Origin of the sequence: Sulfurovum sp. (genome assembly GCF_041551015.1) — a bacterium.
Taxonomy (GTDB): Bacteria; Campylobacterota; Campylobacteria; order Campylobacterales; family Sulfurovaceae; genus Sulfurovum.
In genome coordinates this window covers 1-12,104 of record NZ_JBFENQ010000044.1, presented here as the reverse complement: position 1 = coordinate 12,104, position 12,104 = coordinate 1, and the positions used below count along the sequence as shown (strand labels likewise).

Below are 12,104 nucleotides of genomic sequence, written 5' to 3'. Positions count from 1 at the left end.
TACAGCACCATTTGCCTGAGATCCTGAGTGAGGTTGCACATTTGCATAGTTACAGTCAAAAAGTTCACATGCTCTGTCGATGGCAAGTTGCTCTACAACATCTGCAAATTCACATCCGCCATAGTATCTTTTATATGGATATCCCTCTGCATACTTGTTTGTAAATACAGAACCCATAGCTTCCATAACAGCTGGAAGTGTAAAATTCTCAGACGCGATCATCTCTAGGTGATCTGTTTGTCTCTCTCTCTCATTTTCAATCGCTTGAAAAATCTCTGGGTCAAATGTTTCTATGGCATAACTCATAGGGTTTCCTTATATGGTTTAAATTAGTGTAGTTATAACAAGTTTTCACTAAAAATGTTATGAAATTTGAGTGTTTTGAAAAGATGAAAGGAGAAACAGAGGATATCTTATTGAAATATTTTTTATTTAGATTGATTTGAGCTTTGATTAAATATTAATCAATGATATGTTTATAAAATACTCTTTTTGTTGTTATACTTGCATCACAAACATTAAAAAAGGATTTCAAATGGCAAAAAGTTTAGTAAAGAAAGTACTAAATCTTGGACTTGGTTTGAGTATTGCAACGACTTACTCTATGGCAGAGTTGGAGAAAACAGATCTTAAGATTGGATTTATTGCACTGACGGATTGTGCACCTATCGTAGTGGCAAAAGAAAAAGGTTTTTTTGAAAAATATGGGCTGAATGTGCATGTCGCAAAAGAGGGTGGCGGATGGCCAGGAATTCAACAAAAAGTGATCTCTGGTGAGTATGATTTCTCACATGCTTTAGCAGGTATGCCGATAGCTGCTACCATAGGCATAAACGGTAATGCACACTTACAGGCGCTTTTGTCACTTGACTACAATGGTAATGCTATCACCTATGGTAATAGTATTATCAAAGAGATGGAAAGATATGGTTTAGATAAAACAGAAAGACCCGTTTCAGCGGCTAGTTTAAAAAAGTATATTGATGCCAAACATAAAGCAGAAGGTGATAACTATAAACCACTGAGTTTTGGTATGGTTCACCCTGTATCTACACACAACTATGAGCTACGTTACTGGATGGCAGCATCTGGAATTGTTCCTGATACAGACTGTACGATCAAACCATTCCCTCCACCAACCATGCCTTCAAACCTGATTGCAGGTAACATTGAAGGATATTGTGTGGGTGAGCCTTGGAACTCTAGAATCGTACTTAAAGGTAAAGGTTCAGCACTTGTAACAAATTATGACATTTGGAATAACAACCCTGAAAAAGTACTTCAGGCAAGAGCTGATTTTATTAAGAAGAATCCAGAGACGACCAAAGCAGTGATGAAAGCGATCGTCGAAGCACAAATGTGGCTGGATGCTTCATGGGAAAACAGAGAAGAGGCGATCGGTTTCCTGGCACAGAAGAACTATGTAAAAGCACCTAAAGAGGTACTTAGAAAATCGATGAGCGGTACTTTTCTCTATACAAAAGGTGTAGACAGTTCTAACCCGATGTTTAATACATTTGCGAACTACTATGCAGCATACCCTTTCTACTCGCACGGCATGTGGTTTATGACTCAAATGTATAGATGGGGTCAGATCGATACACCTATTGATATGAAAAAAATTATCGAATCTGTTTACAGACCGGATTTATTTGCTGAAGTAGCTAAAGAAGTAGGATATACATTGCCACCAAGTGCGTGGAAAAAAGATGGTGTGGATGAATACAACAAATTCATTGATGGTAAAGTCTGGGACCCGAATAAAGCCGTTGATTATATTTTTGATGCAGAGGTAGTAAACTCAAAAGTGAGTAAAGAAGAATTAGTGAAAGCCAATAGCTGGACAGTTGAGACTAAACAGCCAGAGTATGTTTGTCCTTATGGACCGGCGGGATGTGCAGACCCTAAATTTGTTACTAAGAAATAACCCTAAATACAAAGCACATTGCTTTGTATTTACAAGTGCCTGAAGTGAATTAAAACCTCCTTTATGAATACGATGTAATATCTCCTTACCTCACTTCAGGTACCTGTAAATACAAAGATGTCAACTCTTAAGAACCTTCATTTATCATAGTTAAGCCTACTCTAGAGGCTATAACTATGTCAAAAAACTACTGGGTTTTTAAGAGTTCGCATTTAAGGAGAAAAAATGAATATTGAACTTGTAAAAAGAATCGTATTACCGCTATTGGTATTTATCGCAATTTTGGGTGTATGGAGTGGCATCGCAAGTGTGGTGGACGAGTTTCCAACTCCTGCCAATACTTATGTTGCTGCATTTGGCGGTGTAAATGCTGAAGGAGATGAAGTAGAGGGAGTTTTAGCTGATCCATTTTATATAGAAAATGAAGATGACAAAGGTGTTTTCTGGCAGATAACAGAGTCACTAAAAAGAGTATTTGGAGGATTTGCCTTAGCACTTATCATAGGTATTCCATTGGGACTTCTTGTGGGTATGAGTAAAAATGCTCAGTATGCCTTTGATCCGTTTATACAGATATTTAAACCGGTTTCACCATTGGCATGGCTACCGCTGTTACTGTTTATCTTCCAGGACATTAACATGACAGCAATTTCAACCATTTTTATTACTTCTATCTGGCCGATTATTATCAACACGGCTCTTGGTGTACGAAGTGTGAGTGAAGATTATATGAACGTGGCAAAAGTTTTAAGATTTACACCGCTTGAAAAAGTAGTACAGATCATATTACCTGTTGCAGTACCGTACATCTTTACAGGTATGAGACTCTCACTGGGAATCGCTTGGTTGGTTATTGTTGCAGCTGAGATGTTGACTGGTGGTATCGGTATTGGATTTTGGATTTGGGATGAGTACAATAACCTTGCCTATGATCACATTATTATAGGTATTATCCTAGTGGGTTTAATCGGATTTATATTAGATCTGATTATGGGAAAAATAGCAGATTTCTTTGATTATACAAAAAAAGGTAGAGCGTAATGAGTGAATTTTTAAATTTAAAAAATATTGAAAAGAGATTCCCTATTCCTGGGAAAGAGGATTACATCGCAGTAACTGATGTCGATTTGGAAATTAAAAAAAATGAGATCATCTCGATTATTGGGCATAGTGGATGTGGTAAGTCAACCCTGCTCAATATGATCTCTGGCCTTGACAGACAAACTCGGGGAAATATTACCCTCAATGGGCATGAGGTTAAAGGACCTGGACCAGACAGGGCTGTAGTATTTCAAAACCACTCCTTGCTTCCATGGTTAACTGTGTATGAAAACATTGAGATGGCAGTTAAAAAAGTAATGCCTGAACTTGATGCTTTGGAATTACGTGAACGTGTGGAAAAATTTGTTTCTATGGTAAATCTGGATCCTGCCAAAGATAAACTTCCCGGTGAGATCTCAGGGGGTATGAAACAACGTGTGGGAATTGCAAGAGCACTTTCTATCAAGCCAGATGTATTGCTTATGGATGAACCTTTTGGAGCACTTGACTCTTTAACCAGAGCTAACCTTCAAGAACATTTGATGCGTATACAGCAGACTGTAGAAAATACGGTGATCATTATTACACATGATGTAGATGAAGCAGTGCTACTTAGTGATAGAGTTATCATGATGACCAATGGACCTGAAGCGACTATAGGTGAGATACTTGAAGTAAATTTGGAGCGTCCAAGAAACAGGGTTGAACTTCAACATGATCCGGAGTACATCAGATGCAGGGAAGCCATCTTGAGTTTTCTTTATGAAAAATTTGCTAAAGAAGATGAATAACACATAAACTTACTTTTATGTATTATGAAATTAATACTTAGGTTCTTCCGTTAAAATATTTAGAACATATATCATGTTGGCAATGGCAGCACTTATTCGAAAATAATATTTATTCTTACACTTCAGGTTCTTCTTTCCATAAGCCCTTACTAAGTCTAGAAATTTCACTTGAGCACTTGAAGTTTTTATCCAGAATAAGGGTATTAAAGTATTTGCATAGAATCTCTCTTTCGCCTTGACTGCACACATCTTCAAAAACTTCTTCATTTTTTTGAAGAAAGATCTTAGTTTTAGTGCTTAGCTTAGCTAAAAACCATAAGCATAAAAAGTCTGCACTATAGGTATTTAAGACCTCTTTACTAAAGACTTCAAAGTCTTTATAAATACTGTGTTCAAACTCCGTAATAATCACTTTTAAAAAGTCATGCAGGGCATCTTTAGGGACTAAAATATTTAAATATCTAGCTACACTAAGACCAAAAGTATGCTCACCTCCAAGATAAATCCTTGCAGCTTCCTGTGGATGCCCATAAGAGCTTGTTTGCATACCTATTAAACCAATATCACAATGTTGATGTTTTCCACATCCTTTTATACATCCAGAAAAACCAAGTATTATCTTGTGTTTTTGTATTAGCTCTAGTGGAAGATAGCGTGTATCGTCTTTTACATGCCAAAAGGAAAAATTACAATGCTCATTTCCCGCACAAGCTGAAATCGTTGAAGTCGTATGAGAATTTTCAAAAGGACTAACCGGATTTTGAAGTCCTAAAATATAAATATGCTGATCAATACCTAAACGAACCTCCGCTTTATGTTCACTAGCAAATTTTGAAAGCTTTATAAAGGTATCTGCACTGACTCGTGCAAAATCTGTATAATACACATAAACAAAAGAGTTATCTTTTAAACGTGTGGGAGTCGTTTTATCATACCTTTGCAATAACAAGATTCCTGCTGTTTGATACTGCAAGCTATGTTCTTTATCTATATGTTTTTTGACACCCTCCATACCCTCCTTTTCTATCCAATGAAATAGCCTCGTTTTAGATCTTGTACCTCTTAAACCATGAAGGTGAAAGGACTCAATAACCGCTATAAAGTACTCTACAATCTGAGTTGGGTTTAAAAAAACATTCGCGTCTTGAGCCAACTCGGAGTTTTTACCCCCAAGGTAAACATTAAACCCTTTGACCTCATCTTTTTCAGCTAAGGCAAAAAACAGATCGTTCGCAAAAAATGAATTCAGGTTTGCCCTGTTTCCACTAATACCAACAGAGATTCTTCTAGGAAGCAAGCCTATAAATCTTGGTTTATTCAAGATATATTCTTGCATCTGCTGGATATATGGATATACCTCTATCTCTGCATATTTTCCTACCCCATCATACACATCTGTAACAATGTTTCGTACATTGTCTCCAAGGGTCTGCCACGTTGAAATACCGTTTTCATTGAGTTCTTTCCATGCCGATAAAACAGTACTTGAGTCAAGCCCATGAAGTTGCATCTGAGCGCGCGCAGTTAAGATAATATCTAAATCATAACGCTTGACAATCTTTGCCAGAAGTAAAAGTTGTTCAGGTGAAATACGACCGGCATTAAACCTAAGTCTAAGAGCAAACATCTCATCTTCAGCCTCGTGATTATAAATACCAGCGTTTTCAAGGTAAGCCCTATCATTATCACCAATCACGCTAAAATGCATGTTTTCTATGTTTTGTAAGTATTCATAGGGAGTTAATTCTACCTTAAGACGTTCTCGCCAATTTAACTTGTCTGTATTTATTTTTATTTCAACTATCATACACAAAGTATACTAAAATGATTAAAGAGACATCATGACTTCTGTCAATAATGTTTATCAACACCTAATAAGTCTGCTTAATCTATAAATAGAGGCTCTTGGTCTTAAAGAATATGGTAAAATTTAATATAAGCGAATTAAAATATATTAAACATTATCATCCTGATAACATGACCCAAGATCGCTTCGGATTAATGTAGCTTTTACCTTTCCAAGTAACTTTTACTTGGTTCGTTCAGGCACTATAAAGACATAACAAGTAAGAGGAGCGCAATAGTTTACCGCAAGCGGAATCTATTGCTCACGATAAACGTTATAGGAACAAAATATTCTATTTGAACAACCTTATAAAATATATAACTTTATAAGGTTTTAGGGTATATAAGGAAAAAATTTAAGAAGTCTTTTAATAATGAAAAAGCGCCTACTTTGAAATATTTTCAACTTTTTTCTCACTAAACACTTCTTCTTTATATCCTTTTATCCCTTCTAAATATCCAGATATACCTACTTCTTCATAGACTATACCTTCAGGTACGGTTTTAGAATGAAGTTGCACAGCACATTGCTTGAAGTTCGGTTCAAATGATATGGCATCAAACTCTGGAAGAGTAACAAGGTTAATGAGTTGAGAGTTGTAATGGAAAGGTACAAAGATATTTCCTTCTTTAACAGAAGCACTCACCTTTACAATAATATCGTCAACTTGTCCACGTACGCCGGATATGCTAATGCGATCTCCGCTTTTTACTTGTAACTTTAAAGCATCTTTAGGGTTTAAGTCTACCCATGCTTCTGGAGCCAGGGCATTAAGTATGCCTATGTTTCCTGTTTTGGTACGCGTATGAAACTGTTCTACTGTACGTCCTGTATTGAGTATGAATGGTAACCCTTTGCCTGCTGTCTCAGGTAGAGGTACCCAATCTACAGGTAGTAAATTGGCTTTTCCGTTAGGCGTATTGCATGACATATCATCTGTGTAGAGACGTTTAGTACCATTTGGTGCTTTATCATTACATGGCCACTGAATTCCTCCTAGCTCCTGCATGCGCTCATAACTCATATTGGAGTAGTCACAGAGTCGTCCTTGGCTCACACGTTTTATCTCTTCAAATGTATCTCTAGGAGAGTGTAGGTCTTTAAAAAGTAACTCATGTTTTCCCTCAAAGTAATTTGAAAACTCTTTTACGATGTAGAAGTCAGATTTAGCTTCACCTAAAGGTTCGACAGCTTTGGGGGCATAGTTACACCGACGCTCTAAATTTGTATACGAGCCTTCTTTTTCAGACCATGTAGCTGCGGAAAAAATGACATCAGCTATCTGTGCTGTATCAGACATAAAAGCATCTTGTACAACAAGAATATCAAGTTTTTCAAAGGCTTTACGTAAATTGTTTTGATCAGGAAAGCTAACTAGCGGATTGGTTCCTACGATCCATAATGCTTTTATCTCTCCACGATTAATGGCATCGATAATTTGAGGATAGGCATAGCCGCGTTCAGTAGGGATGAGTTCACTGGGCACATTAATAATTTTAGCAAACTCTTCTCTATCGCTTTGATTAGAATAATTTCTATATCCAGGGATGGAGGATGTAAATCCAAATTCTCTGGATCCCATCGCATTACATTGACCGGTAATGGACATAGGAGCTGCCCCTTCACGTCCAAGGTTACCTGTAATAAGTGAAAGGTTGGAGATAGCAGAGATAGTATCTGTACCTATACTACTTTGATTTACACCCATTGTCCAAGCAGTCATAGCAGAATCAGCAGATGCATAGATTTTAGCCAGGTTATAAAGTTCTTTGACTTCTAACCCTGTGATCTGGGATACTTTTTGTGGAGAATAGTTAGTCATAATATGTTTTTTGAACTCTATATAACCATTGGTCCGTTCTTTAATAAACTTTTCATTTTCCCATCCTTGCTCCATAATGATGTAACACAGTCCATTAAATAAAGCCAAGTCAGAGCGAGGGTTTAGAGGTACAAAAATATCTGCCATTTGTGCAGTTTTGGTTTTTCTTGGGTCAACTACGATGATAGTAGGCTTTTTCCCTGTAACAGATTCATTTTTAGCGATGTGAAGTTTTAAGATAGGTTGATTGTCTGCAATATTTGCACCCACAAGCAGTATGACATCCGCTTTTTCAAAATCTTCATTACACCCAACTGGACCATCGCTCCCAAAAGTCTGTTTGTGACTCATGACAACAGAACCCATACAAAGTGTTGTGTTACTGTCAAAATGACTTACTTCAAGTCCTAATCGGACAAATTTACCTAAAGCATAAAAACCTTCGGTCAGTAATTGACCAGTAGAGATAATAGCAACGGAATCTTTACCGTGCTCTGCTTGAATACGTTTGAATGCATCTGAAGTATTTTGAAATGCCTCTTCCCAGGAGACAGGTACAAGCTTGTCATTTTTACGTAGCATAGGAGAGGGTATACGTGTATCTGCTTCTATCATTTTGTGTTCACTTAGCCCTTTTGGACAAAGTGTTCCCATATTGACCGGGTGCAGTGGGTCACCTTTAGAATAGACACCTTTACCATTTTTAACCCCTACATACATACCGCATCCTACACCACAGTAGCCACAAGTTGTACGTACCCATTTATCTGGTGCTTTGTCTTTGGCCACTTTCCCAAAGATGGGGTCATCTACCAGAGCATATTTGTTTTCTTTGATGTCTGTGCCTAGAAAGTCTTTTATTTTATTTATGATACTCATTTTATTTTCCTCCTAATGTCTCTGATTCCCGGCAAAGAAGTTCCCTGCCAGTCCCAAAGGTACAACTGTTCTATAGAAGAGGTATCTTCCAGCCAGTTCACTTATGAATGCACCGATGGTTGCAACGATCAATGTCCCTACAGCCAAACTCATTAATCCACTTGCTGTAAACAAAATAGCCAAGAGCGGCAAAGCTAAAGCAAACAATCTCAAAGAGTAGACTCTAAATTTCTTTACCGTACCAAAATGTTCTTGAAGCAGTATACGGCTTCTGTTGTATTGGTAGTAGAGTGGGTCTTCTGTATCTAAATGTCGGTAGAACATGATTTCTTCAAGGATGACTAAAGTTTGTCCCATTCCAGCGAGCAGGGTGATCGCTAACAGTACCATTGCACCTTCTTGGCCATTTGAAATGAGTAATACAGTTGCAATAAGTAAAAAACCTACATAGCTTGAACCAAAGAAACGTTTCGTAGTTGACTTTCTGTTCCATGCTGGACGTGCTTTGATACGATAGATCATCGATTGTGCATAGATACCATAGATACATACAGTTAACGTAACAGCTTCAAGCAAGAGTAGACCAAAACCTTTGATCTCTAAAAAGTACAATCCTGCAACGACTGAAGCCAAGCCTGTAAAAACACCCAAAGCTATGGCTTCACGGGAAAGCCATGAGGTTCTCCAGTTTTTCATTGCAGACATTGCTTTGATAGGACGACCAAGGTGCAGTGCTGAGAGCGGTAAACCTATGGCTGCGGGCACAAAAGCAAGGGCAGCCATAACCAGTGTTGGTTTAGGCAGATTAAATCCTAAAAAGAAGAGTAATTCTCCTAAAAAGAGCGCTAAAAATGCACCTAAGGAAACCTGTGTAAGTACTGTCATAAAGACAAGTGGAAGTTCAGGGTGTGCAGGTTTGAGTAAATGCTCATCTGCAATACGTAGTTCCTCTCCCTCTTTTAATTCAGGTAGTGTGTACCGTGTTGTGGGTTTAGTGATCTCTATATCCGGTAAGTGAGGTGCTACGCCTTCTTTTTTCATATCTGTGTCTAACCACTCTTTGACATTAAAGACTTCTATTTCTATGGCATTACTTGGACAGGCTTGAACACAGGCAGGACTTTGTCCTGCCTCGAGTTTATCGGCACACATATGACACTTAGTTACGATACCTCTGTCGGCATTAAAAGTTGGCACTTCATAGGGACAGTTCCATGTACAGTACTGACAGCCGATGCATGATGGGTCATCATGCCATACGATACCATTGTCAAATTTGATGTAAGACTCTGTAGGACAGCCTATGAGACACTCTGGCTCTATACAGTGGTTACAGCTCATGGAGTTAAACAGTTGTAATGTATCAGGGAATTCACCCATTTCCATCTCTCCGACTCTTCTCCATTTTATCTCATCGGGGTTTGCATTTTGTTCATTGCAAGCTACTTCACAACAGTGACACCCTACACAGGCAGTGGCATCAAAGTGAAAACGGTACTGTTCCTCATCACGAAGTTCTGGCAAATCTATACTGTAGTTTCCACACTGCATACCTGTGTTGGTTTTATGCTCGATGAAGTTCTCTAAAGGGGTATATTTACTTAGTGGCGCTACCATGTTATACTTCTTTAAGCGCCACAAGAAGTTCTGAAAAAACTTGTGCTCTTTCTTTTTTCTCCTGGTGTGTCATGTTATAGATAATTTCACTTAGCTTTGCAGGTACTTTTGGATTCATTTTACTCACTTCATCTCTTTTGATTTTTTTTGGTTTTAACAGTACTGGTGCAAAGTTCTCTACCGCTTCATAACGTTTCTCCCCTGTGAGGAGTTTAAAAAGTTTAAGACCAAAATGAAACAGTTCAAACTCCTCTATTTTAGATGTTTTTGGCTCAGTATCAAGTTCAAATACTACATCTAAACCCAATTTTTCATTGAGTATATAGTTTATTTTCGTATAAAAACCAAGGGCTTGAAAGCTGTAGTTTGCACTCAAATATCTGTCATCAAATGCTTCATATGTCTCACTTCTGAGTTTTTGTGCGGCATAGGTTTTAAGCAGATATTTTACATGGTGTTTTGCTTCAGTGATAGGTAAGGATTTGTGTAAGGTATGGGCTTCTTTTGCTGCACGTGTGATCTTACCTCCTAGGAAGATGTGTACACCATCTACACGGTTACCTTCATCATCTTTGGCCTTACATCCTTCAAATCCAATATCAGCGATACCATGTACACCACACCCTTTAGGACAGGCAGACCAGTTCATACGTACATTTGCATTTTCTATGGCTACTTCTGAACTTAAAAAGTGTGCCATTTCTATGGCATCAGGTTTATTGGGAATGACACCAAAAGTACATGTGGCAGTTCCTGCACATGCTATCATGTCATTAAAATAGAGGTTATTGAACTTTGCATAGTTTGTGATGAGTTGGGTAGACTCAAAAGTAGGGAGTGACTCTTTTTGAAGATTCACGATATAGATATTTTGATCATAGGTAAGTCTTACATCCCCCGTACCGAACTCTTTTGCAAGTCCGGCAGTAGCCATCATGTCAGTACCCGTAAAGATACCAGAAGGTACGATGAGTTTATATGCAAATTTTCCGTTACGTCCAAGTACTTTATTTGCACCTAAGGCTATAGACTGAGATTGTACCATAGTTGTACCGGCTGTTGTAAATGGACAATCAGCTTCTTTTTGTACAGCTTCTATGAAGTTATCGATGCCTACATCGTTAAGCAAAAATACCAAACGGTTTTTGTTACGGTTGTCTCTGTAACCGTAGTTTTTAAACACGATTAAGAGTGATTTAAAAAAGAGAGGCACTTCATCTATATTTACAAAAAGATTTGCATCTTGTGCCTGTACACCAACTCTTGCACCCAAGTAGACATTAAACCCAAATATGCCATCTTTTTGTGCTAACACAAAACAGCAGTCATGTCCAAAAATGTTACAGGAGTTAGAAAGTGAACCCAGTATGCCGGTATTAAATTTACGAGGTAGCACAGAGATCCACTCTGGATCTTCTATAAATACCTTTTGCATTTCATTAATGATAGGCATAGTCTCAATAATATTGTCATACGCTATACCATCTAGGGGATCAGTTACGATGTTACGAGGGTTATCTACGCCTGTTTGGAAAGTAGAAATACCAACTTCTTTGAGTTCTGCCAATACCTTAGCGATATCTGATATCTGCAAATAGCGAAGTTCAATTTGCATACGTGTTGTGATGTCTATATAATCATTACCATACTTTTTAGCCATTTCACCGATGCATAAAGCTTGTTCGTAGTTAAGTTGTCCAGCAGGAACACGTATACGAAGCATAAAGTCTTCACCTTTATCAAAAAGACCAAAACATTTCAAAAAGTAAGCACTGTCTTCGGCAGCTAAACCTTCATACCCAGCTGCAGCTATTTCTACAAGTTTGGCATGTACATCCATAGGAAGTTTAAGTGCTTTGGTCGTTTCTACTTTATTTATTTTTTTACTTCTTGACTCTAAGGCTTTTTCTAAAATGCTCATTTTTGACTCTCTTTTAGTTGGTTTGTATAGTGTATGACATTTCCAAAGACCAGTATAGAAGGTCTTAAAGCCCCAAGGGAAACTTCTTCAAGCTTCTCAAGTGTAGTAGTGAGAACACTCTGATTTTTTCTACTTGCATTGGAAACAATGGCACAGGGTGTGTCCATGTCTATGTCCAATGTTTTAGCCTTTTGGACTATCTCTTTGATACGGGTAAGTCCCATAAGTACAATGACCGTATGATCTCTGTTCTCTAACAT

The 12,104-nt window shown here is 37.9% G+C and carries 8 protein-coding genes and 1 pseudogene; 3 read left to right on the top strand and 6 right to left on the bottom strand.

The genetic code is table 11. The features are described 5' to 3' along the window. Positions 1 to 306, bottom strand: a pseudogene (glyA, locus tag ABZC96_RS04405) (serine hydroxymethyltransferase); the annotation flags it as partial. A 229-nt stretch (positions 307 to 535) separates the two neighbouring features. On the opposite strand from glyA, the gene ABZC96_RS04400 reads away from it, so the two are divergent. The 3 genes from ABZC96_RS04400 to ABZC96_RS04390 all read left to right on the top strand — a co-directional run bounded on the left by ABZC96_RS04400 (position 536) and on the right by ABZC96_RS04390 (position 3,759). After that, positions 536 to 1,927, top strand: a complete 1,392-nt coding sequence (locus ABZC96_RS04400) for a CmpA/NrtA family ABC transporter substrate-binding protein (RefSeq protein WP_373029357.1) — start codon at positions 536 to 538, stop codon at positions 1,925 to 1,927. 225 nt (positions 1,928 to 2,152) lie between these two features. After that, positions 2,153 to 2,968 carry a nitrate ABC transporter permease gene (gene ntrB / locus ABZC96_RS04395; protein ID WP_373029355.1) on the top strand — a complete coding sequence of 272 codons (816 nt, stop codon included), beginning with the start codon at positions 2,153 to 2,155 and terminating at the stop codon, positions 2,966 to 2,968. Continuing rightward, positions 2,968 to 3,759 carry an ABC transporter ATP-binding protein gene (locus ABZC96_RS04390; RefSeq protein ID WP_373029354.1) on the top strand — a complete coding sequence of 264 codons (792 nt, stop codon included), beginning with the start codon at positions 2,968 to 2,970 and terminating at the stop codon, positions 3,757 to 3,759. Before ntrB ends, ABZC96_RS04390 begins: the two co-directional genes overlap by 1 nt. 115 nt (positions 3,760 to 3,874) lie before the next feature. On the opposite strand, the gene ABZC96_RS04385 is transcribed toward ABZC96_RS04390, so the two are convergent. From ABZC96_RS04385 to ABZC96_RS04365, 5 genes are all read right to left on the bottom strand, one after another. Beyond that, the gene (locus ABZC96_RS04385; protein ID WP_373029353.1) at positions 3,875 to 5,566 is read right to left on the bottom strand and encodes a nitrite/sulfite reductase; all 1,692 of its coding nucleotides are present in this window, start codon (positions 5,564 to 5,566) and stop codon (positions 3,875 to 3,877) included. A 424-nt stretch (positions 5,567 to 5,990) separates the two neighbouring features. Continuing rightward, positions 5,991 to 8,306 (bottom strand): molybdopterin oxidoreductase family protein, encoded by a 2,316-nt coding sequence (locus ABZC96_RS04380; protein ID WP_373029351.1) that lies wholly within the window; start codon positions 8,304 to 8,306, stop codon positions 5,991 to 5,993. A gap of 12 nt (positions 8,307 to 8,318) precedes the next feature. Further along, positions 8,319 to 9,923 carry a DmsC/YnfH family molybdoenzyme membrane anchor subunit gene (locus ABZC96_RS04375; RefSeq protein ID WP_373029349.1) on the bottom strand — a complete coding sequence of 535 codons (1,605 nt, stop codon included), beginning with the start codon at positions 9,921 to 9,923 and terminating at the stop codon, positions 8,319 to 8,321. Position 9,924: 1 nt separating this feature from the next. Next, positions 9,925 to 11,844, bottom strand: a complete 1,920-nt coding sequence (locus ABZC96_RS04370) for a nitrite/sulfite reductase (protein WP_373029348.1) — start codon at positions 11,842 to 11,844, stop codon at positions 9,925 to 9,927. Continuing rightward, on the bottom strand, positions 11,841 to 12,104 hold a 264-nt coding region (locus tag ABZC96_RS04365), incomplete at its 5' end, for an SAM-dependent methyltransferase (protein WP_373029347.1). The genes ABZC96_RS04370 and ABZC96_RS04365, both read right to left, overlap by 4 nt.

Coding starts and splice junctions, on each gene's coding strand:
- ABZC96_RS04400 (WP_373029357.1), top strand. CDS start 536: ATGGCAAAAAGTTTAGTAAAGAAAGTACTAAATCTTGGACTTGGTTTG.
- ABZC96_RS04375 (WP_373029349.1), bottom strand. CDS start 9,923: ATGGTAGCGCCACTAAGTAAATATACCCCTTTAGAGAACTTCATCGAG.
- ABZC96_RS04380 (WP_373029351.1), bottom strand. CDS start 8,306: ATGAGTATCATAAATAAAATAAAAGACTTTCTAGGCACAGACATCAAA.
- ABZC96_RS04370 (WP_373029348.1), bottom strand. CDS start 11,844: ATGAGCATTTTAGAAAAAGCCTTAGAGTCAAGAAGTAAAAAAATAAAT.
- ABZC96_RS04385 (WP_373029353.1), bottom strand. CDS start 5,566: ATGATAGTTGAAATAAAAATAAATACAGACAAGTTAAATTGGCGAGAA.
- ntrB (WP_373029355.1), top strand. CDS start 2,153: ATGAATATTGAACTTGTAAAAAGAATCGTATTACCGCTATTGGTATTT.
- ABZC96_RS04390 (WP_373029354.1), top strand. CDS start 2,968: ATGAGTGAATTTTTAAATTTAAAAAATATTGAAAAGAGATTCCCTATT.